This is a genomic window from Tenacibaculum todarodis, assembly GCF_001889045.1.
Classification (GTDB): Bacteria; Bacteroidota; Bacteroidia; order Flavobacteriales; family Flavobacteriaceae; genus Polaribacter; species Polaribacter todarodis.
The window spans coordinates 2,418,535-2,441,390 of sequence record NZ_CP018155.1; the positions used below are offsets into that span (position 1 = coordinate 2,418,535).

The 22,856-nt window shown below is 30.3% G+C and carries 22 protein-coding genes; 4 read left to right on the forward strand and 18 right to left on the reverse strand.

From position 1 onward, the window contains the following. Positions 1-4 precede the first annotated feature (4 nt). The 3 genes from LPB136_RS11060 to rnpA are packed head-to-tail and all read right to left on the reverse strand — an operon-like array spanning position 5 to position 3,719. The gene (locus tag LPB136_RS11060) at positions 5-1,684 is read right to left on the reverse strand and encodes a DUF6909 family protein (RefSeq protein ID WP_072556385.1); all 1,680 of its coding nucleotides are present in this window, start codon (positions 1,682-1,684) and stop codon (positions 5-7) included. A gap of 30 nt (positions 1,685-1,714) precedes the next feature. Next, complete coding sequence (locus LPB136_RS11065; protein WP_072556386.1) at positions 1,715-3,343, reverse strand: S41 family peptidase; 1,629 nt, start codon at positions 3,341-3,343, stop codon at positions 1,715-1,717. Beyond that, positions 3,330-3,719 carry a ribonuclease P protein component gene (rnpA, locus tag LPB136_RS11070; RefSeq protein ID WP_072556387.1) on the reverse strand — a complete coding sequence of 130 codons (390 nt, stop codon included), beginning with the start codon at positions 3,717-3,719 and terminating at the stop codon, positions 3,330-3,332. Before rnpA ends, LPB136_RS11065 begins: the two co-directional genes overlap by 14 nt. An 82-nt stretch (positions 3,720-3,801) precedes the next feature. Here rnpA and LPB136_RS11075 point away from each other — a divergent pair, with 82 nt between their 5' ends. Next, on the forward strand, positions 3,802-4,980 hold the full coding sequence (locus LPB136_RS11075; protein WP_072556388.1) for an acyl-CoA dehydrogenase family protein: 1,179 nt from the start codon (positions 3,802-3,804) through the stop codon (positions 4,978-4,980). 65 nt (positions 4,981-5,045) lie between these two features. Here LPB136_RS11075 and LPB136_RS11080 read toward each other — a convergent pair whose 3' ends face one another. The 6 genes from LPB136_RS11080 to LPB136_RS11100 all read right to left on the reverse strand — a co-directional run bounded on the left by LPB136_RS11080 (position 5,046) and on the right by LPB136_RS11100 (position 8,599). Then, a complete protein-coding gene (locus tag LPB136_RS11080; RefSeq protein ID WP_072556389.1) occupies positions 5,046-5,468 on the reverse strand; it encodes a hypothetical protein in 423 nt (140 codons plus the stop codon). Further along, on the reverse strand, positions 5,425-5,628 hold the full coding sequence (locus LPB136_RS11085; protein WP_072556390.1) for a hypothetical protein: 204 nt from the start codon (positions 5,626-5,628) through the stop codon (positions 5,425-5,427). The genes LPB136_RS11080 and LPB136_RS11085 overlap by 44 nt, the downstream gene beginning before the upstream one ends. A gap of 237 nt (positions 5,629-5,865) precedes the next feature. Then, a complete protein-coding gene (locus LPB136_RS11090) occupies positions 5,866-6,486 on the reverse strand; it encodes a hypothetical protein (RefSeq protein ID WP_072556391.1) in 621 nt (206 codons plus the stop codon). 37 nt (positions 6,487-6,523) lie between these two features. After that, complete coding sequence (locus LPB136_RS14035; protein WP_158009635.1) at positions 6,524-6,697, reverse strand: hypothetical protein; 174 nt, start codon at positions 6,695-6,697, stop codon at positions 6,524-6,526. A 16-nt stretch (positions 6,698-6,713) separates the two neighbouring features. Next, entirely contained in the window at positions 6,714-7,145 is a 432-nt protein-coding gene (locus LPB136_RS11095; RefSeq protein WP_072556392.1) for a hypothetical protein, read from the reverse strand. A gap of 2 nt (positions 7,146-7,147) precedes the next feature. Next, positions 7,148-8,599 carry a hypothetical protein gene (locus LPB136_RS11100; protein WP_072556393.1) on the reverse strand — a complete coding sequence of 484 codons (1,452 nt, stop codon included), beginning with the start codon at positions 8,597-8,599 and terminating at the stop codon, positions 7,148-7,150. A gap of 194 nt (positions 8,600-8,793) precedes the next feature. On the opposite strand from LPB136_RS11100, the gene LPB136_RS11105 reads away from it, so the two are divergent. Next, positions 8,794-9,033, forward strand: a complete 240-nt coding sequence (locus LPB136_RS11105) for a helix-turn-helix domain-containing protein (RefSeq protein ID WP_072556394.1) — start codon at positions 8,794-8,796, stop codon at positions 9,031-9,033. Here the strand turns inward: LPB136_RS11105 and LPB136_RS11110 are convergent, their stop codons facing one another. Beyond that, positions 9,034-9,570, reverse strand: a complete 537-nt coding sequence (locus tag LPB136_RS11110; protein ID WP_072556395.1) for a pyridoxamine 5'-phosphate oxidase family protein — start codon at positions 9,568-9,570, stop codon at positions 9,034-9,036. Further along, complete coding sequence (gene glpK, locus LPB136_RS11115; protein WP_072556396.1) at positions 9,570-11,054, reverse strand: glycerol kinase GlpK; 1,485 nt, start codon at positions 11,052-11,054, stop codon at positions 9,570-9,572. The genes LPB136_RS11110 and glpK overlap by 1 nt, the downstream gene beginning before the upstream one ends. 72 nt (positions 11,055-11,126) lie before the next feature. Here glpK and LPB136_RS11120 point away from each other — a divergent pair, with 72 nt between their 5' ends. Continuing rightward, positions 11,127-12,635 carry a Na+/H+ antiporter NhaC family protein gene (locus tag LPB136_RS11120; protein ID WP_237267384.1) on the forward strand — a complete coding sequence of 503 codons (1,509 nt, stop codon included), beginning with the start codon at positions 11,127-11,129 and terminating at the stop codon, positions 12,633-12,635. A 217-nt stretch (positions 12,636-12,852) separates the two neighbouring features. Here LPB136_RS11120 and LPB136_RS11130 read toward each other — a convergent pair whose 3' ends face one another. The 7 genes from LPB136_RS11130 to pheS all read right to left on the reverse strand — a co-directional run bounded on the left by LPB136_RS11130 (position 12,853) and on the right by pheS (position 21,277). After that, on the reverse strand, positions 12,853-13,248 hold the full coding sequence (locus LPB136_RS11130) for a hypothetical protein (protein WP_072556399.1): 396 nt from the start codon (positions 13,246-13,248) through the stop codon (positions 12,853-12,855). Between the two features lie 17 nt (positions 13,249-13,265). Further along, entirely contained in the window at positions 13,266-13,856 is a 591-nt protein-coding gene (locus LPB136_RS11135; RefSeq protein ID WP_072556400.1) for a TetR/AcrR family transcriptional regulator, read from the reverse strand. A gap of 10 nt (positions 13,857-13,866) precedes the next feature. Beyond that, entirely contained in the window at positions 13,867-15,288 is a 1,422-nt protein-coding gene (locus LPB136_RS11140; RefSeq protein ID WP_072556401.1) for an efflux transporter outer membrane subunit, read from the reverse strand. Between the two features lie 4 nt (positions 15,289-15,292). Beyond that, complete coding sequence (locus LPB136_RS11145) at positions 15,293-18,430, reverse strand: efflux RND transporter permease subunit (RefSeq protein ID WP_072556402.1); 3,138 nt, start codon at positions 18,428-18,430, stop codon at positions 15,293-15,295. Between the two features lie 22 nt (positions 18,431-18,452). Then, a complete protein-coding gene (locus LPB136_RS11150) occupies positions 18,453-19,583 on the reverse strand; it encodes an efflux RND transporter periplasmic adaptor subunit (RefSeq protein WP_072556403.1) in 1,131 nt (376 codons plus the stop codon). Positions 19,584-19,593: 10 nt separating this feature from the next. Further along, complete coding sequence (locus LPB136_RS11155; RefSeq protein ID WP_072556404.1) at positions 19,594-20,094, reverse strand: GbsR/MarR family transcriptional regulator; 501 nt, start codon at positions 20,092-20,094, stop codon at positions 19,594-19,596. 163 nt (positions 20,095-20,257) lie between these two features. Continuing rightward, a complete protein-coding gene (pheS, locus tag LPB136_RS11160) occupies positions 20,258-21,277 on the reverse strand; it encodes a phenylalanine--tRNA ligase subunit alpha (protein ID WP_072556405.1) in 1,020 nt (339 codons plus the stop codon). Between the two features lie 167 nt (positions 21,278-21,444). On the opposite strand from pheS, the gene gdhA reads away from it, so the two are divergent. Further along, on the forward strand, positions 21,445-22,788 hold the full coding sequence (gene gdhA, locus LPB136_RS11165) for an NADP-specific glutamate dehydrogenase (RefSeq protein ID WP_072556406.1): 1,344 nt from the start codon (positions 21,445-21,447) through the stop codon (positions 22,786-22,788). Positions 22,789-22,856: the final 68 nt, after the last annotated feature.

Genomic DNA, 22,856 nt, shown 5'->3' on the forward strand with positions numbered 1-22,856 from the left:
ACTATTAAAAAATTTGTTCTAATATTTTTTGAGTAATAGCATAAGTTGGTGTTACACCGCTCATTCCCAAACCACCAGAAGCTAATGTTGCTCCAGTTTCTAAAGGATTATCTGATGCGTAATATGCATAACGTACTTTTACATTTTCTGAAATATTCCCTCTAATTTTTGAGGCAGATTGTATTGCTTTTTGATAGTGTGCACCTTCCATTTCTAAACCAATTACATTCCAAGTAGAATCGTGGAAAAACTTTAATAGCTCTTTATTTTGTAAAGAAGTTCCTAAGACTGAAACCATAGAACCATCAAAAGATTTAACTCCAAAACCTTCTAAATCTTCTTTAGAAAGTTCGTTTTTAAATGGATAATTATCTGCAGTTCCCTCAAAAATATGTGAAGAAGGAATCATAATATCTCCTTTTCCACCTTCTAAAATTCCTGCTTTACCCATTATTGAAACAGATTTTACATCTAAATGAATTTTTTCTCCATTTACTTTGTAAGGTTTTAAGAGTTCGTCCATTGTTTCATAAGCTTGTTCTCCAAAAGCATAATCCATAACCACAATTACAGGTTTTTCTTCTTTAGAATGGTGTTTCTCAAACGGAACATTTGTAAAATTGATACAATCTGTATCTATAATTTGCACATTAATATTTGTACCAGATTGATCTTTTAAATAAATAAGCCCATTTTTAGATGCATAGTTTTTAACCTTTGTTTGTAAAGGTTTACTGTCATTATCACTTAATAATTCATATAAACCAAAACCAGTATGTTTTTTTGCTTCAGATGGTAATGCATTGTGCGCATAAATAGAATTTAAAACACTGTGCATATTGGCACTTATAATATGAATTGGTCTTTGTAATAAATTGTTTTCTAACAATGTTTTTTTAATGTCGTTTGCCCAAATTTCTCCATAAATATGATGCCCAATTTCTTCAACTAAAACAGAACTGAATGTTACAGTACGTTTATTGTTGTCTAAAGTTTCATTAATAGCTAATTTACCCAACCAATATATTATTTGAAAAAAACGATCAGGGTTTTCTTCACTAGAAAAAGTGTCGTAAATATTTGCAACTTCTTGGTATGTTCTTCCTAAAATATTACCAAGATGTACTGTTGTTACTTCTCTTTCTTTTTCTGTAAGTTTCTTATTATTTAGAACAACATCTTCTAAATTAGCCCATTCTCTTGTATAGGTTTTATTTTCATTTAATAAAACTCGATCTTTTATCTTGTGAGATTCTATGAATAAAAAAGTAAGGTGTGTTAAAATATCATAGATTTCAGATCTTCCTCTGGTAATCTCAATATTCATTTGATCTTTGTCTATTCTATAACAATTTCTTCTTCTTTTTGGAGGAATTATTGCTTTAAAATGTGAGTCTTTATAGCCTTCATCTGCTGTTAAATTTATAAACTGACATTCTTCAATTCCTTCTGGTAAACGCTCTATAACGTAAACCAAACCGTTTAATTCTACGCGATCTTCTGCAATAGAACCATAAATTTCTGGTCGTAAAGAAAGTAACGATTTTCTTAGCGTTTCTCCAGAAACACCCATTGGTTTATAAAATCCACGACTAAATAAGTGGCGCATTGTTATGTATAGTTTTTCAATTGCGTTGGTAGATTCTTGTGCTCGTGTACGTTCTTTATGTTTAGTTTGTATCATTTCTTATTTTAAAATGTAAAGGTAGTAATTTTACTTACTCAAAATAGTATTGAGTTCTGATTGATTATTAAGCAAATCAACAGCTTGTTTTATTGTTTTATCGAATTTTAAATGATGTTCATACATTCCTTTTTTATAAAATTTTTGTTCTAAAATTTCATTTTGAAGTACTTCTGATAAAACGTCTTCATTTTTTGTGATTTCGGCTACTTTTTCTTGTTTTAATTTTTGTTGAATTTTCTCGTAATCACTAGAGATAAAACCATTTTTTTCAACTGAGCTATAAGCTTCTTTAAATAACTTTTCTTGTTTGGTAACAAATGTTGTGTCTTGTGTAAGAAGGTAATTTTTAAATTGATTAAAATCTGTATTTGAAAACGTGTAATTTTCTATACTTACAGCATTGTTTTTAGCTAAATAATCTGTAGAAAAATGAAAAATTGCTCTTGATTTTATTAAATTTTCTGTTGCTGCTGTTTTTTTAGTGTGTTCTATTTTTATGTCTGGTGTAACGCCACCACCATCATAAACAGGTCTTCCGTTAGTAGTAGTAAATTTGTTTACGGTTCCGTCAGAAAACTTTGGAACTTCGCCTGTTTTTGAATCTCTATTTCCATAGTCTAGTTCTTGAATACATCTTCCGCTTGGTGTGTAATATTTAGAAATTGTAATTTTTGCTTGTGTTCCATAGCTTAGCGGAAAATAACGTTGTACCAACCCTTTTCCAAAAGAACGTTCTCCTAAAATAACGGCTCTATCATAATCTTGTAGCGCTCCTGAAACAATTTCTGATGCTGAAGCAGAACGTCCGTTTATTAAAACTACAATCGGAATTTCTAAATCTAAAGGAGCCTTATTTCCTCTATAAGTGCTACTGTTAGCTTGCGTTTTACCACGAGTTTCTACTACTTTACTTCCTTTAGGAACAAAAAAGTTAACAATATTTATGCTTTCTCTCAACGATCCTCCAAGGTTTCCTCTTAAATCTAAAACCAATTTTTTCATTCCTTTTTCTTTCAAAGAAATAAAAGCTTTTTTTACTTCGGAAGATGCAATTGCGTTAAACCTTGTTAAAACAATATAACCAGTTTCAGTATCTATCATATTAGAAAAAGGAACCGGGTTTATTACAACTTTATCTAATTGTAAATTAATATCTAAAGTTGTTCCATTTCTGTTAACTTTTAAAGCAAGTTTCTTTCCTGGAATACCTTTTAAAATTGAAGAAAGTTGTTCGCGTTCTAAACCTTCTAAATTTTGATTGTTTACATTAAAAATAATATCTCCAGCTTTTAAACCAGCTTTATCTCCAGAAAAACCTTCGTAAACTTCTGAAACTGTAATTCCATTTTTATCATAAAAAGTAGAAATTCCAATGCCGCCATACTCACCTTCTCTTCTAATTTGGGCATCTTCTACATCTTGCTCGTTAAAGAAATTGGTGTAAGGATCTAAGTTTTTAAGTGTGTTTTTTATGGATTTATCTGTTAAATCTCCTGGATTAATTTCATTTATATAATTTATATTTAACTCTTTAAATAACGTATTATATATTTCTATTTGTTTTGCTATTTCAAAAAATGGTGATTGTTTAAAAGCAAAAGAAATTGCTATTAAAACCACTAAAAATAAGCCTGTAGTTTTTTTATTTTTCATCATTTTCTTTTTCTATTTTTTGGATGAATTTAGCAAGTAAACTCTCCATTTTAGTCTCAATTTCAGTATAAGGAACTTCCTCTTTGGCAAGATACGAAATCATATAAACATACGGTTTTTCTACAGCGTTGTATACCGTGTGCTTTTGTTTTCTATAACTTTCTCTTAGTAATCTTTTAATTCTATTTCTATCTACAGCGTGTTTAAAATTTCTTTTAGAAACAGAAACACCAACTTGAGCAGGAAAACTAGAAGTATGTTCCGTTTGAAGGTAAACAATTCGTAAAGGATACGATTTTATAGAAATACCATCTTTGTATAGTTTTTCTATTAATTTTTTGCTTTTTAGGCGCTCTAATTTCCCTAGTGTAAATTTCATCTTTTACAAACATACCAAAACAAAGCTAAAAAATCATTTTTATTCCTATTTTTACAATATAAAACTAAGAATATAGCAACGTATGAAACCAGATTTATTTCAAGCTCCAGATTATTACAATATAGATGATTTACTTACTGATGAACATAAATTAGTTAGAGATGCATCTCGAGAATGGGTAAAAAAAGAAGTTTCTCCAATTATTGAAGACTATGCACAACGTGCAGAATTTCCAACACAAATTATTGGAGGTTTGGCAGAAATTGGTGCTTTTGGGCCTTATATTCCAGAAGAATATGGTGGTGCAGGTTTAGATCAAATTTCATACGGTTTAATTATGCAAGAAATAGAACGTGGAGATTCTGGTGTTCGTAGCACATCTTCAGTGCAATCTTCTTTAGTAATGTATCCAATTTGGAAATACGGAAATGAGGAACAACGTAAAAAATATTTACCAAAATTAGCTTCTGGAGAATGGATGGGAAGTTTTGGTTTAACAGAGCCAAACCATGGATCTAATCCTGGCGGAATGGAAACTAAGTTTAAAGATATGGGCGACCATTATTTATTAAACGGCGCAAAAATGTGGATTTCCAATGCACCTTTTTGTCAAGTTGCAGTAGTTTGGGCTAAAAATGAAGAAGGAAGAATTCATGGTTTAATAGTTGAAAGAGGTATGGAAGGTTTTTCTACGCCAGAAACACATAATAAATGGTCTCTTCGTGCATCATCTACTGGAGAATTAATTTTTGATAATGTAAAAGTTCCAAAAGAAAACCTATTACCAAACAAATCTGGTTTAGGCGCACCTTTAGGTTGTTTAGATTCTGCTCGTTACGGAATTGCTTGGGGTGCAATTGGTGCTGCAATGGATTGTTATGATACTGCGTTGCGTTATTCTAAGGAAAGAATGCAATTCGGAAAGCCAATTGGTCAGTTTCAATTGCAACAGAAAAAGTTGGCGGAAATGATTACAGAAATCACCAAAGCACAATTATTAGCATGGCGTTTAGGTGTTTTACGAAATGAAGATAGAGCAACGTCTGCGCAAATTTCTATGGCAAAACGAAACAATGTAGACATGGCGATAAAAATAGCCAGAGAAGCAAGACAAATGTTAGGCGGAATGGGAATTTCTGGAGAATATTCTATTATGCGTCATTCTATGAATTTAGAAAGTGTAATCACCTATGAAGGTACACACGATATTCATTTATTAATTACAGGTTTTGATGTTACTGGTTTAAATGCTTTTAAGTAGTTTTCTATGTTAATGTTTTTTTTTAAAGAAGGGTTAAAACTTAGTTTTAACCCTTCTTTAAAAAGTTAATGTAAAGGTCTATTATCTTTTTTTAAATAAGTATTAATAATAATTGAATCACTTTTTTTAATTATAAAACTATTAATATTTACTGTATGCCTCATAATACTAGAAACTTCAATATTTAATTGACTATTAGGGTTTGTAATGATTTCTAAAGGAATAAATTTATTGTTTTCATATTTTATTTTAAAAAATAAATCATTGATTTCAACATTGGCAGGTATTAATTCTAGTGTTTCATTATCATAAGCATTAATAACAATTTTAGTAAAACCACTTTTTGATTTATATTTCCTTAATTTATATGTTTTATTAACTATGTCAGGTCTTTTTGTGACACAGGAAATAATAAATGTAATTAGAAAAAATACAATAATTTTATTAACATTTAGTGCTTTTAGCCCCAGATCTAGCTTCTCGTTCATTTCTAATTATCTTTTGGATTTCTGTTTTGTTACTTAATGCTTCATAAGCATCTGATTGTTCTAAACCAGCCCAAGACATCGCTGTGTAATATTCAATACCTTGTCTGTGATTGTCATATGCACTTAATGAATAAGCTAAAGCTTCTACATATTGACTCATGAAGTTATGATGAGTTAAGTTAGTATAATTATTTGTTGCATATTTAGGTAATTTATCTTAAAATGATTTTTTTATAAAATCTGGATAACTAAAATAATAAGTATTAATATACGTATGAATTATTAGTTTAGATGTAACGGGTTTGAATGCTTTAAAGTAGAAACAACAAGATATTATTAAACCCTCAAAACATTTTATGTTTTGAGGGTTTAATTTTTTCTAAAAAAATAACTTAACCTATAACTTTTTATACGTTACTATCTTATTCTCTTTTTTTAATTTTAAACACTTTTTATTGTTTTCAATAATTTTATACTTAATAATTTCGTTTTTTATTGCTCTTGGGTGCCCAAAACCAATAATTTTAGACTTACTCATAAAAACGTCTACAATATAATTGGAATTTCTATGTAAATATATAATTTGTTTTGCAAAAAAATCACCATCAATATGAATTTCAATAATCTCTTTAAATTCGCCTTTTTTAAAAATTAAAATTGCATTACCATTTTTATCAGACTCTGTTGATTTTAAATTAGATTGAGAATAAATTTGAATATTATATAATGGTTTTCTATCAAAATTATAGATGTTTAATCTAACCTTAATAGAGTCTTTTGAATTATAATATTTTTTTGCTGTAAAATAACTTTCTTCCTTTAATTGAGTTAAATCATAATTTAATAGTAAAGAGTCATTTTTGATTATATAATGTCCTTTACCATATTTTATTACACCTAAATCACCACCTTCTTCATAAATGAATACACTGTCTTCGTCAAATGAGTAATTTTTAAAAAAAACACCAATTCCATCCACTGAAGAATAGTTTCCTTTTAATTTTTGTTGAGCTGACAAATTTATTATATTAAATAAACAAATAAATAAGTAAAATTTAATCACATTTTTCACATTTTTCACCTTTTGAATCTCCATTTCCATTTTGTTCATTTTCTATAATTGTTATTATAATTTCCCTATCTGCTTGAATTGGTTCTAACTCTTTAAATGAGTCCGTTTCTACTATATTTCCACTCGAATCTTCATAAAATAATCTACCAAAAGCCATTGAATCATAGAGATCTTTACTCAGATAATGTTGTATGTACTCTTACTTTAATGAAAGTGTTTTTTTCTTTTTTAAAAAAAACAACATATTTATCAAAGAACTCCATTATCTTATAAGCATCTAATTTGTTAGTAGACTTTTCTTTAAGCATATGTCTATTTTCCTTTATGAATTTTTTTAATTTGTATATTTTTATTGGTTTAAGTTTATATGTCTTTGGAGGAAAATCAGCTTGTGTAAAGAAAAATAAATCTTCTTTTACGATTTCATTAAAAGCTGATGTAACAAATTCCTCATCTTTTATAATAAATGAATGTACACCTTCATAATTTTTTTTAACATCAATACACTTAGGGTTTAACTTAAAAAATAGTGTATCTTTTTTTTGACTAAAAACATTTTTTTGACTAAAAGCTAAAAGAATAAATAATAAGAATAAATTTTTCATAATTAATTAGGGCAGTTTTTAGTTGTACTATGGTAATGAGCATTTAAACTATTTGTCAATTCATTCTTTTTAGGTGTTGACAAATCGGTATAAACTTTTACATTATGTTCCTTAAGTCCCTGCCAAGCTAAGGCTTCATAAAAACTATCCGGTAATGGATTATTTCCGTTATTTGTAAGATAATTATAGTCTCCCACTAAGACATTTTTATGGAATTTTTTTAATACATCTCTAATTAAATTTACATATAATTTAGCCATAGATTCATGTTGTGGAGTAGCTTGAAAATTACCATTTTCAAATTCGTCATATGTAGACTTAAAGTCTAAATCTCCACTTGTGGGGTTTCTAGTGTTTAGTTTTCTAAACATGTCGGCATGAATATACTCATGTATTAAAGTTCTAGCAGCACCTAAAGCAGGCATACTTGAAAGTTTGTTTGTACTTATAAGAATTTCTATAACATTATTTACTGCTTCTATTGTTTTTCCATTAAGTTCAATAGTTGTATTATTTCTAAATACTTTATCTACTGATTTTATATTTATATCAAATTCAGAATCTCCTTGAAATTTTTTAAGAATATCTTTAATAAACGTGTTTCCGTTTTTATTCAGTTTTTCATTCAGACATTCTGCCTTTCCGGTAAGTTTTGAAGTATCAATTCTATCATCTAAAATATAACCTTCACCACAATTAGGAGTATACCAATTACTACCACCATCTGTAAGGTCATTGTTATTTATGTTATCGTCACCACTGTTAAAATCATCGTTTAAATAATCTATAGGTTCATGCCATGAATTTATGCCTCCACTTCCATCACTTGTAGATACACTTGCGTTGATTGTAACACAAGTTGATAATTCAAAAGCAAAATCAATACATTGTCTCTCAACTGCCCAAATCAATCCACCTACATCATAATCGAAACATTCAGAATCATTAGAAGACCTAGCTTGAGATGAACTATCGGTTTCTCTTACGATATATTTTACATCTTTTTCACCATTTTTATATTTATAAACTTCAGCAAGTTTACCTTCTTTAGTATGAATGAAGATTGTACCAGAAAATATTTTTGGACTATTATCATTATCATAAAGTAAGGTTATAATTCTATTATCAATTATGCCATCTACTTTTATAGAAGCCACAAAAGATTTTGCTTTAGTAGTTTTTAATTGTATTGGAGAATAAAGCAACTCAGTATTTTCTTTATAAAACTCTTCTTTAGAGTTGTTCCAATCAATTCTATCAATAAAAGTGCTAGACTCTTCTCTAGCATTAAAAGAATTGTTACTGTTTAAAAGAAAGTTTTTTGACTCTGAAACTGTTGGTATTGATGTGTTGTTTTCTATAAGGTTAATTTCACTTTCACAATTAAAAAATAATAAAGAAACTCCAAAGAGCAATATTCCAAGTTTAAGAAAGTTAATTTTTCTGTTTTTCATATAATTAAATTTAAGAATTAATATTTAATTTAGCAATTAAAGTTATGTAGGAATAACCTTTTTTAAGGAAGAAAGAGTTCATAGCAACTTTCAATTTTATTCCACTAACATATAAAAAACACCATAATCAACATTAATGTTGGCTTAAAAATTTTAGAGTACTTCTAATTTCGGTGTATCGCAAAGCGATATAAATGTATTCTAAAGAAGTCCTTTTTATTAAAGAAATAGGAAAGCAGATTAAAAAACACCGAAAAGAACAAAACTTAACTCAGTTCGATTTGGCTATTAAATCTGACATGGAAGAGAATGCATTACAAAGAATTAAAACAGGAAGAACAAATCCAACTATTAAAACGTTGCTAAAGGTTGCAAGTGCTTTAAATGTTGAGCTGTTCCAATTATTTATTTTTGAAGAAAAAATGAAAGAATAATTACTTTTTTGTAACCAAACCATCAATACTTTCTGAATTTTTTTCTTGAATATAGGTTTGTAATTCATCTTCTGTTTTTGAAGCTGCCCAATCATTTAATTCATTTCTTTCTCCTTGGTATTCATAAAATGGAATTGACATTCCGCAAGAAGATTGTGTAGAATCTATAGTCATTACAAATATTTGGCGTGTTCCAGGAATCTCAGGAAAATTAGCTACTAAATCAGTCCATTTTTCATCTTTTGGTAAAACTTCAATAGCTGTTCCGTAGAGTCTCAAAATATTTGGAGCACCTTCAAAAGCACACATCATAATTGTCATTTTTCCGTTTTCTAATAAATGCGCAGAGGTTTCATTTCCGCTTCCAGTAACACTTAACCAAGCCACAGTTTTTTCATCTAAAACTCGAAAAGAATCCATTCCTTTTGGAGATAAATTAATACGACCATCTTTTGGTGCAGTTGCGACAAAAAATAGTTTTTGTGCTTCAATAAAAGTTTGTATTCTCTTGGTTATTTTGTTTGTGAATTTTGCCATTAGTCAATCCAATTTTTAGTTCTTTCAACAGCTTTTTGCCATTTTTTATACAATCGAGTTCTTTTTTCTTCGGAAAAAGTAGGTGTAAAAGTTCTATCAATTTTTCGCCTTGTAAGAATATCTTCTTGTTTCCATAAACCTACACAAATTCCTGCTAGATAAGCAGCGCCCATAACCGTAGTTTCAATAATTTCTGGACGTTCTACTTCAGCATTTAACATATCAGCCTGAAATTGCATTATTAAGTTGTTTACACACGCGCCACCATCAACTTTTAGCGATGTTAATTGTACTTCGCTATCTTTTTGCATTACATCTAAAATGTCTTTTGTTTGATAGGCTAAAGACTCTAAAGTAGCTTTTATTAAATGATTTTTCCCAGTATCACGTGTTAATCCAAAAACAGCTCCACGAGCGTACATGTCCCAATAAGGAGCACCCAAACCTGCAAATGCAGGAACAACTACAACTGGATTTTCACCTTTTACTAAACTTGCTAATTTTTCACTTTCTTTTGCTGAATTGATTATTTCTAAGCCATCACGCAACCATTGAATTGCAGAACCTGCTACAAAAACACTTCCTTCGAGTGCATAATAAACTTTGTCATCAATTCCCCAAGCAATGGTTGTTAGCAATCCGTTTTTAGAATATTCTAACTCTGTTCCAGTATTCATTAACATAAAACAGCCTGTTCCGTAGGTGTTTTTTGCTTCACCTTTATTAAAACAAGCTTGTCCAAAAAGTGCTGCTTGTTGGTCTCCAGCAATTCCTGCAATCGGAATTTCATTTCCATCCAATTCATAACTTCCAAAGTTAAAAGACGAAGGTTTTACTTCGGGTAACATCGATTTTGGAATGTTTAATTCGGTAAGAATTTTTTCATCCCAACATAAATTTTTAATGTCGAATAACATGGTTCGTGAAGCATTGCTGTAATCTGTTGCGTGTATTTCTCCGTTGGTTAAATTCCACAGCAACCAAGAATCTACGGTTCCAAAAAGGAGTTTTCCGTTTTCTGCTTCTTTTTTCGCACCTTCAACATTGTTTAAAATCCAATTAATTTTTGTGGCTGAAAAGTAAGAATCAACTACTAAACCTGTTGTTTTTTTTATGTGATTTTCGAATCCATTTTTCTTTAATCGTTCGCAAATATCCGCAGTTCGTTTGTCTTGCCAAACAATTGCGTTGTAAATTGGTTTTCCTGTATTTTTATTCCAAATTACAGTAGTTTCACGTTGATTTGTAATTCCGATTCCAACAATTTCTGAAGGTAAAATATTAGCAATTGCTATCGCTTTTTTTAAGGTTGAAAGTTGGCTTTCTAAGATTTCTAATGGATTGTGTTCTACCCAACCAGAATTGGGGAAAATCTGTTCAAATTCTTGCTGTGCCATTCCAACAATTTGCCCGTTTTCGTTTACAATTACAGAACGAGAACTTGTAGTTCCTTGATCTAAAGCTACGATGTATTTATTTGTCATTTGCTGATTTAAATAAGAACAGCAATTTACAAAATATGAAATTAGAAAAACAACCTAAAAGTATAGACATTAATGTATACCTTTAAATTCTTAAAAAAGTATTTTATGGAATATGGTTTTTTATCAGTTTTGCCACCAATTGTGGCAATTATTTTAGCATTAAGAACTAAGCAAGTTTATATAGCACTATTATTTGGTATTTGGTTTTCTTGGTTAATTATTGAAGGTTGGAATCCAATTATAGGAACAATGTCTATGATTGAAGGAATGGTAGACGTTTTTCAATCTAAAGGAAACACCAGAACCATAATGTTTAGTGCATTAGTTGGTGCTTTGTTAATTTTTATTCAATACTCGAAAGGTGTTGAAGGTTTTGTAAATCTCTTACAAAAATGGATGGTGAAGTTTGAAAATAAAAAAGCAGGTTATAGTAGAGTTATGGTACAAGTTTTAGCAACAGTAACGGGTTTGTTGTTATTTGTTGAAACAAGCATTAGTTCTTTAACAGTAGGAACTTTATACAGACCTATTTTTGATAAACTAGGCGTACCGAGGGAAAAACTCGCATATATTGCCGATTCAAGTTCAGCGCCATCATCTATTTTAATTCCATTTAATGCTTGGGGCGCATTTATTATGGGATTGTTATTAACGCAAGGAATAGAAAAACCATTTTCGGTATTGATTAGTTCTATTAAATATAATTTTTATCCGTTGTTGGCAATTGCAATTGTTTTTATTGTCATTTTCTCGAAAAAGGATTTTAAATTAATGGCTAAAGCCGAAAAAAGAACCAAAGAAACTGGTGAATTGATGAATCCAAATTCTAAACCAATGGTTTCAGATGAAGTAACTTCGTATCCACCGAAAGAAGGTATTAAAGCAAAAGCTTATAATATGATTGTTCCATTATTGGTAATGGTTTTTATGATGCCAATAAATTTGATTTATACAGGTTGGAGTGCTGTAGAAAGTTCAACATCAGTTTTAAATCACGTGCAGCAAGCAATCGGAAATGGCTCTGGGTCATCATCCGTTTTATATGCAGTTATTACTGCACTTTTGGTAGCAATGCTAATGTATTTTATACAAGGAATAATGAAACCGAAAGAAATGGTGAGTTTAACCTTAAAAGGAATTAGTGAGTTGATGCCTTTAGCTTTGTTAATGTTGTTAGCATTTGCTATTGGAGATGCTTGTAAGACATTAGAAACAGGTATTTATGTAGCAGACGTTACTAAAGATTGGTTGTCGCCAGAATTACTGCCTGCGGTAGTTTTTATTATTAGTTCTTTTATTGCATTTTCAACAGGAACTTCTTGGGGAACTTTTGCTATTATGTTGGCAATTTCTGTGCCTATGGCAAACATTCATGGTTCAGATATTACCATAATTGTTGCTGCAACTTTGGGTGGCGGAATTTTTGGAGATCATTGTTCTCCTATTTCGGATACGTCTATTATTGCATCCATGGCTTCGGCAAGTGATCATATAGATCATGTAAAGACACAATTGCCTTATGCGTTAATTGGTGGCGTAATTACTGTTATTATGTATTTAATTATTGGTTTTTTTGGGTAAATAAAAAAGAGTTAAATGATTGAATTTGGAATATTAATATTTGGTATTATACTTTATCTATTAGGTAGAAAATCTTATTATAAATTCGAAAGAGATAGAAAAGATAAAAACAATAATTCAGGCGTATTTCTTCAATTAAACACTATTTTACTTTATAGTGGTTTTATTTTAATGTTTTTTTCGATTTTAGCATTGTTTTTTCTATAGAAAAATAAACTTATTTCGCTAAAATTCCACGTTTTTTAATTACAGAAATCATACGTAAAGCACCTTCTTTAATAGTGTCTTTTTCGAATAAAAAAGTTTTGTCGTATAAAGTATTTCCTTCAAAAAAAGTAACCTGAAAACGATTGTGTAGTTTGAATAGTTCGGGTTGAATAAATTCAATTTTTGCAAAAGAATTAGCTGGAAGAATATCTAATTTCTTACGCATTAAAGACGTTGTTTTTGTTTCAGAAAAACCCTGTGTAACAATTACAACCATTTCTAAATCAATATTTTTTTTATTGATAATGTAAACGTTCCAATCATCTGTTTTATAAATATCATTGTATTCATAAACAACTGCAACTTCTACGTCGGTAACTTCTGGTATTTGGATGTCTTTTTTCATGGTGTAAAAATAGTAAACTATTCAAAATAAGAGTTAGAATAATTAGGAGTAATTATTCCTTTTAAATTATAGGTAACTAAATGTTTAAAGAGTTCGTTTTTTGAATAGAATTCAAACAAATTATTTTCTTTAAATACAAGTTTGTCAATTCTTAAGAAGTAAATTTTTACAATTAATTCTATATTAACATCTTCTTTAATATCACCTGATTCTTGTGCCTGTTTGAGTAATTTATAGGATTTTTTAGATAATTCTTCAATAAATTCTTCAAATAAAGTATGTGCTTTTGGGTAATATTTTTTTAAACCAAAAATGAAAGAGGGTTTAAAGTATTTTAAATACTCAAACCCTTTTTCATAAATCAACACTACACATAATATAGGGTCGTTACTGTTTTCTGTAACAACGCTATTTATATCTTCTCTATATTCATTTAATAAACTCTCTAAACTTGAAGTAACTAGTTCTTCTTTATTATTAAAAAAAGTATAAATTGTTTTTTTAGAAATACCAAGCGTATTTGCAATTTCATCTAACGTTACTTGCTTGCTTCCGCATTGGGTAAATTTAGTGATAGAAAACTTTAACAAATCTACTTTAGTAATCATAATAATTTATTTATTTCCAACCTCCACCAAGAGCTTCGTATAAATCTACAATTGAAATTAATTGTTGTAGTTTACTGTCTATAATATTAAGTTCTGCACTTAATGCACTTTGTCTTGCTGTTAATAGGTCTAAATAATTTGCATATCCATTTTTAAGTAAAATTTCTGAATTGCTTTCTGCTTTACGTAGCGCTTCAACTTCATTTTTTCTAAATTCAAATTTTCTAACTTCAGACTCGTAAGAGAATAAAGCATTTGAAACTTCACTACCAGCAATTAATAAAGTCTTTTTAAATTGAAGTAAAGATTGCTCTTGTTGTGAAAGAGCTACTTCTCTTTGTGTCTTTAGCTTTCTCTTATTAAAAATTGGTTGTGTTAACCCCCCAATAATGTTTGTAAATAAAGAATTTGAGTTAAAAAGGTCATCTATTTCCAAACTTTGAAAACCACCAGCTGCTGTAAGTGTTAATGATGGATATAAGTTACTTTTTGCTACGTTACTTAACTCAAAAGATTGAATTAATCCAAATTCTGCCGCCATTACATCTGGTCTATTACTTAGCAATTTAGAAGGTACACCAAGAACAATTTCTTGTTCTATTTTCTGAAGATCTAAAGTACCTCTCTTAAAATTTTGAGGTGTTTTTCCCAATAGAATACTTAACGTGTTTTCAGTTTTAAAAATAGCACTTTCTATATCTACTTGTAAAGTTTTTGCACTATTGTATTGTGCAATATTTTGATCTACAGCAACCTGAGTTACTTGACCAGCATCTTTTAATGCCTTTATAGTTGTAACACCACTTTCTCTTGTTGCTATGGTTTGCTTTGTTATTTTTAATTGCGCATCTAAAGCTAAAAGATTGTAATAAGTGTTTGCAATACTAGAGATCAATTGTGTTTTTACTAATTGATGACCAGCAACACTTTGCAAATAAGCTGCTTGCGAAGCTCTTTTATTGCTTCTTATTTTTCCCCAAATATCTGCTTCCCAAGATAGATTTGCAGTTAAATCAAACTGATCTGTAGATCTATCTGTTAAAAAAGCTCCAAATTGAGTGTTTTTAGATTGCACTTGATGTGTCCAGTTTGTTCCTACATTTACAGAAGGTAAATAACCTGCTTTACCTTGCTTAGCATATGCTTCTGCAGATATTATTTGTTGTAAAGCAATACGAACGTCCATATTGTTTTGTAAACCTTCTGCAATATATTGTTGAAGGTATTGGTCTGAAAACAATTTTTTCCAAGATACATCTGCAATAGACACGCTATCTTTAGATAAATTTTCTGTTCTGTACAGCGCTTCAGTTTCAGTATTTAATTCTGGTCTTACGTAATCTTTTGCTACAAAACAGCTTTGTAGTATAAAGGACATTGTAATTAAAACAAGTCCTTTTTGAAGATTATTTTTCTTTATAATTGATTTCATCTTTTTATTCTTCTATTGTTTGTACTGCTGGTTTTCCAGAAATTTTTTCTTGTAACCATTGAAATAATATAAATAAGATAGGAATTACAAAAACTCCTAAAATAGTACCAATAAGCATTCCTCCAGCTGCTCCAGAACCAATTGAGTTGTTTCCTTCAGAACCAACACCTTTTGCTAATGCTAATGGCATTAATCCTAAAATAAAGGCAAAAGAGGTCATTAAAATTGGACGTAAACGTGACTTTGCTCCAAGGATTGCAGCATCAACAATACTTTCACCATTTTTTCGCCTAGCTAGCGCAAATTCTACAATAAGAATGGCATTTTTGGCGAGTAATCCAATAAGCATAATCAATGCAATTTGGAAATAAATGTTATTTTCTAGCCCTAAAAACTTAGTACTTATATACGCTCCAAATACACCAAATGGTAATGATAATACAACTGCAAATGGTAATAAATAACTCTCATATTGTGCACTTAATAAGAAATACACAAATAAGATACTTAAAGCAAAAATAAATGCTGTTTGGTTACCTGCATTAACTTCCTCACGGGTTAAACCAGAATAAGCAACGGTATAATTACTTGGTAATTTTGCAACCTCCTCTTCAATAACTCTAATTGCATCACCTGTACTATAACCGTCATTAGTAGCACCGGAAATCATAGTAGAATTAAACAAGTTAAAACGCGTTACCGATTGTGGTCCATAAACTCGTTTTAGAGTTACAAACTGTGTAATTGGTGTCATTTCTCCAGATTCAGTTCTTACATACATGCTATTTAACGCATTTTCATCTGCTCTGTCTTCTGGTAACGCTTGAATATACACTCTAAATTGTTTTCCAAATCTAGAGAAATCAGAAGCATAAATTCCTCCAATATATCCTTGCAATGTTGAAAATATACTAGTTACAGAAACTCCTTTTTCTTTTGCTAAAGGCACATTAACTTCCATTTCGTATTGAGGATAGTTTGTGTTGAATGCAGATGTTGCATATTTAATTTCTGGATGACTCATTAATGCCATAGAAAAATCTTTATTAGCTTTATCTAAATCAGCAAACTCGCCACCAAACTTATCTAGTAAGTTAATTTCGAAACCAGAAGAATTACCAAAACCACGAATACTTGGTGGAGAAAAGAAGATGATGTTTGCATCTGGAATTCCTGCTGCTACACCAAATAATTTTCCTGTAATTGCTTGTGCTGAAAGTGATGGATCCGTTCTATCTGCCCAATCTTCAAGTTTTATAATACCAAAACCAAAGTTACTACCAGCTCCACTAATTAAACTTCTACCTTTAATAAAGTTAACTGCTACAATACCATCTATACCTTCTATTTGATCGTATAATTTTCTAGACACAGCATCTGTTCTATCTAAAGATGCTCCTGGAGGTAATTCTATATTTGCAAAAATAATTCCTCTATCTTCATTAGGTACAAATCCTGTTGGTGTTGTAGATGAAGCCCAAAATATTCCAACAACAGCTATAATTAATAATAAAACAGATACAAATTTTCTTTTGTATAAAAACTGAAGCGATCTACCGTAACGTTCTACTGTAGCATTAAATCCACGATTGAATAAAGTGTAAAAACGTTTTAATGGCCCTTTTCCTTTTAACTCCTCATCCTCTTTATGCGTTTTTAATAATAAAGCACATAATGCCGGACTTAATGTTAAAGCATTTACTGCCGAAATAAGAATTGCAATAATTAGAGTAACTCCAAATTGCTCATAAAAAACACCTGTTGGACCTGTTACAAAAGTTACTGGAATAAATACTGCTGCCATTACCAAAGTAATTGAGATTATGGCTCCAGAAATTTCGTTCATTGCAGTAAGTGTCGCTTTTTTAGGATTCTTTTCTCCTTCATCCATCTTAGCATGTACGGCTTCTACAACTACAATGGCATCATCAACCACAATACCAATTGCTAATACTAAAGCGAAAAGCGTTAATAAGTTAATTGAATATCCAAAAACATTCAAGAAAAAGAAGGTACCAATAATTGAAACTGGAACTGCAATTGCAGGAATTAATGTAGATCTCAAATCTTGTAAGAAGATAAAAACCACTAAGAAAACCAATAAAAAAGCTTCTAATAAAGTGGTAATTACTTTATCAATTGAAGCGTTTAAGAATAAACTTGTATCATAAGGAACAAAAACATCTAATCCTTCAGGTAAATCTGCCTTTACTTGTTCTAAAGTTACTTTTATGTTCTCTATAATTTCTTGTGCATTAGATCCTTTGGTTTGAAAAATTCCCATAAAAACTGCAGGATTTCCTTTACTCATTGCATTTGATGCGTAAGATTGTGCATCTAACTCAATAGTTGCCACATCTTTTAAACGTAAAAATTCTCCGTTTCCTAAGGCTTTAATTACAATATCGCTGTATTGTGCTTCGTCTTTAAAACGACCACTATAGGTTAATGTATATGAAAAAGATTCTCCGTTATTCTGACCTAAAGATCCTGCTGCTGCTTCTAAATTTTGTTCTGCAATAGCTGCAGAAATATCAGAAGGAATTAAGTTATAAGACGCTAATTTTTCTGGATTTAACCAAATACGCATCGCATAATCTTGCTGAGAAAATACGCTTACATCACCAACACCACTAATACGTTGCATTGCTGGTATAACGTTAATTTTTAAGTAATTTTGAATAAAAGTAGCGTCGTAATTATCGCTTTCAGAATACATCGAAATAAACATTAACGCACTCGTTTCTTGCTTTTGAGTTGTAATACCTGTTTGAATAACTTCTTGTGGTAATAAAGGTGTTGCTCTAGATACACGGTTTTGTACGTTTACTGCAGCAATATCTGCATCAATTTCTTGATCAAAATATACTGTAATTTCTGCGGTACCGTTGTTAGAAGCTGTAGAGGTAATGTATGTCATACCTTCTACACCATTAATTTGCTCTTCGATTGGTACAATTACACTTTCTAATACAGTTTCTGCATTTGCTCCTGTATAATTTGCTATCACCTTTATTGTTGGTGGTGCAATATCAGGGTATTCTTCTATAGGTAAGCTAGTTATACTAATAACTCCTAGTAAAACTATGATAATAGATATCACTGTCGAAAGAACTGGTCTTTCAATAAATGTTTTTAACATGACTAATATGTTTGGTTGTTATTTAATTTCTGAATAAAGTTGCAACTGGTTTTATAGCTTCTTCAAAAGAAGTTTCTAATGGAGAAATTTCCATTCCATTTCTTAGTTTTCCAACTCCTGAAATTATAATTTTATCATTTGTAGTAATTCCAGATTCTACCACATATAAATTATCTACCGTTCCTTTTACCTTTAAAATTGAAGTTGCTACTTTGTTACCTTCTCCAAGTTTAAATATCATAATATTTCCTTGTTGTTCAAAAGTTGCAGTTTGTGGTACAACAATAGCGTCTTTATATTCAATAGGAAATCTTATTTTACCACTGTTTCCATTGGTTAAAATTTCATTAGGATTGTTAAAAGTTGCTCTAATCTTAATAGTACCTGTGTTTTGGTTTATTTGACCTGTGCTAGTTTGAATACGCCCTTTTTCTGAATATTCTTTTCCATTAGCTAAAATCAAGCTTAAATCTGGTGAGTTTTTAATACGTTCTGCTTTATTTTGACCTTCAGATCGTTGTAAATGATCGATGTATTGTGCTTCATTAAAACTAAAAAAAGCATAAACTTTATCAATTTCACTAACTGTTGTTAATGCCCTTGCATCATTTGGGCTAATTAAAGCTCCTTCTCTAAAGTTAATAGCACCTACATAACCATCAATAGGACTTTTAATAGTTGCATACCCAATATTGGCAGAGACACCACTTAGGTTTGCTTTTGCTTGCGCTAAGTTTGCTTTTGCAGTTTCTAATTGAACTGCACTTATAATGTTCTTTTCTACAAGCGGAATTAATTTATCTACTTCTACTTGGGCAACATTAACCCTAGCTTTTGCTGCTCCAGCATCTTGACTTAAAGATTGTGTTTCTAACCTAAATAACATTTGGCCTTTACGTACTTTTTGACCTTCATCTACATACACTTTTTCTATATATCCAGATGTTTTTGCTCTTACATCACTATTTACTATTCCTTCTATTGTTGCAGGATAATCTGTAAAACCAGTTACGGTTTTACTTTCAATCTGTGAAACAGGAAATGAAGCAAGAGGAGCTTTTACTACTGCTTGTTTTTGTTCTGTTTTTCCACAGCTTACTATAACTAAGGTTAAACTTAGTACTAATATGTTATGTATTTTATTTGTAATCATTATGTTTTTTTTAAAAATCGAATTTTTTTTCTATTATTTTTGTTCTTAACTCTTCTATTGAAGCTGTTGCTCCGTCGATAAATTTGATATAGTCATTATGAAAATTTAAATCAAATTTTTCTTCTTTTTTTTCTATTTTATGTTGGTTTATACTTTTTTTATATTCTTTTATTTCTAAATGTAACTCTCTTACTTCTTGCCATTCACTTATAAGATTATCTATATGCTGAACAACTGAATCTTTATTGATGACAAAGTATTTTTTACGATCACCAGTCTTAGTAAAGTATTCTATCTTGTTTAAATCCTGTAAATGATTTATGTGTGTAGAAATTGTACTTTTACTTGCGCAAAGAGTTGTTACCATTTCTTCAAAAGTTACACCTTTTTTGCCTGTAAGAATTACATAGGCTAAAATACGAGCGGCAACAGGAGCTAAGTTCTCTCTATTTTCTAAATGCACTCCAAGTTTTTCAACTAATCGCATTTTTTCTTGGCAAATTTCTTTCATTTCTATTAGTTTTAATACTGTCCTGAATAGAAATTATTCATCTACAGTAAAATTCTCTGCAAATGTAATATATTGGTTCGGAACAAACCGAACTAAACGAAGTTAATTTATTGTTAAATAAAAAAACCGGTATAATTACCGGCTTTAAAATATTTTGAGATGACTATAAAACAGATTTAAACTGTTCTAAAAAACGTTTATCATTTTCATAAAACATTCTAATATCTGGAATTTGATATAACAACATGGCAATACGTTCAATTCCCATTCCAAATGCATAACCAGAGTATTTAGTAGGATCTATATTTGCGTTTTTAAGTACGTTTGGATCTACCATTCCACAACCCATAATTTCTAACCAACCCGTTCCTTTAGTTATTCTGTAATCTGTTTCGGTTTCTAATCCCCAATAAATATCTACTTCAGCACTTGGCTCAGTAAACGGAAAATAAGAAGGACGTAAACGTATTTTAGATTTTCCAAACATCTCTTTTGTAAAGTATAAAAGTGTTTGTTTTAAATCTGCAAAAGAAACATCTGTATCTATATATAAACCTTCTACTTGATGAAAAATACAGTGTGCACGCGCAGAAATATCTTCATTTCTAAAAACCCTTCCTGGTGAAATAGTTCTTATTGGAGGTTCGTTGTTTTCCATATAACGAACTTGTACCGAAGAAGTATGTGTTCTTAATAAAGTGTCAGGATTTTTATCAATAAAAAAAGTATCCTGCATATCTCTTGCCGGATGATATTCTGGTAAATTTAAGGCTGTAAAATTGTGCCAATCATCTTCAATTTCAGGTCCTTCAGAAACGGTGAAACCAATTCTATTAAAAACCTCAATAATTTGATTTTTCACTAATGAAATTGGATGACGAGAACCTAACTCAATAGGTTCAGACGGACGCGTTAAATCTCCATAAACTCCTTTTTCTTCAACAGCGTTTTCTAAAGCCTCTTTTAAAGAAGCTACTTTAGCTTCCGCAGCTTGTTTTAAAGTGTTTATTGTTTGTCCAAATTCCTTTTTTTGGTCGTTAGGTACATTTTTAAATTCAGCAAATAAATCTTTTAAGATTCCTTTACTTCCTAAAAACTTAATTCTGAATGCTTCAATTTCTTCCGAAGAAACTCCTGAAAAAGCATTTACATCACCAATCAACTCTTTTATCTTGTCTAACATTACATCAAAATTAAGTTGCAAATTTATGATTTTTAAATGAAAATAGTAGTTGTTTTCTGTAAGACTTCAATTGGAGTAAAATAAATTTTATAATTAAATTAAAAAAAAGAAAAAAACTATATTTGTTGTGTAAATTATCATAATCATAAAAATATATATATAAAATTATGGAGTCTAAAATAAATGCTTTTATGGATTACGTTAAAGAACGTAACCAGCATGAACCAGAGTTTTTACAAGCTGTACATGAAGTGGCAGAAACTGTAATTCCATTTATAGAGGACAACCCTAAGTATCAAGGGAAAAAACTATTAGAAAGAATGGTTGAGCCAGAGAGAACATTAATGTTCCGTGTGCCTTGGGTAGATGATAGTGGAGAAACACAAGTTAATAGGGGTTATAGAGTTGAGTTTAATTCTGCAATTGGACCTTATAAAGGAGGTTTGCGTTTTCATCCTTCTGTAAACTTATCTATTTTAAAATTTTTAGGTTTCGAACAAGTGTTTAAAAACTCACTAACTACTTTACCAATGGGTGGAGGAAAAGGTGGTTCTGACTTTAATCCTAAAGGAAAATCGGATAGAGAAGTAATGGCATTTTGTCAAGCTTTTATGAGCGAATTATTTCGTCATATTGGGGCAAATACAGATGTACCAGCAGGAGATATTGGTGTTGGAGGAAGGGAAATTGGATTTATGTTCGGTCAATATAAAAAATTACGCAACGAGTTTGTTGGTGTTTTAACAGGTAAAGCTATAGCTTGGGGTGGTTCTTTAATTAGACCAGAAGCAACAGGTTATGGAGACGTATATTTTGCACAAAACATGTTAAATGCCAATGGAGACTCTTTTAATGGAAAAACGGTTGCTATTTCTGGCTCAGGGAATGTTGCGCAATATGCAACTGAAAAAGCAACAGAATTAGGAGCAAAAGTAGTTACTTTATCAGATTCTAAAGGATATATTTTTGATGCTGACGGAATTGATGCTGATAAATTAGCTTTTATAATGGAATTAAAAAACGTAAAAAGAGGAAGAATTTCTGAATACGTTAAAGAATATCCAAATGCTGTTTTTAACGAAGGAAAACGTCCTTGGTCAGAAAAAGTAGATATTGCTTTACCATGTGCAACTCAAAATGAGTTAAACGGAGAAGAAGCAAAAACATTAGTTGCAAACGGATGTATTTGTGTTGCAGAAGGAGCAAATATGCCTTCTACACCTGAAGCTATTCAAGTTTTTCAAGAAGCAAAAATCTTATTTGCACCAGGAAAAGCATCTAATGCTGGTGGAGTTGCAACTTCTGGTTTAGAAATGAGCCAAAATTCTTTACGTTACAATTGGACAAGAGAAGAGGTTGATGCTAAGTTACATGGAATTATGAATGACATTCACGCTTCTTGTTTAGAATATGGAACACAAGAAGATGGTTATGTAGATTACGTTAAAGGTGCAAACGTAGCTGGGTTTGTTAAAGTAGCAGATGCTATGTTAGACCAAGGAGTTGTGTAACAAAATCTTAATAAAATAAAAAAGCGCTTCATTTTTGAAGCGCTTTTTTATTTTAAATAATTTATATA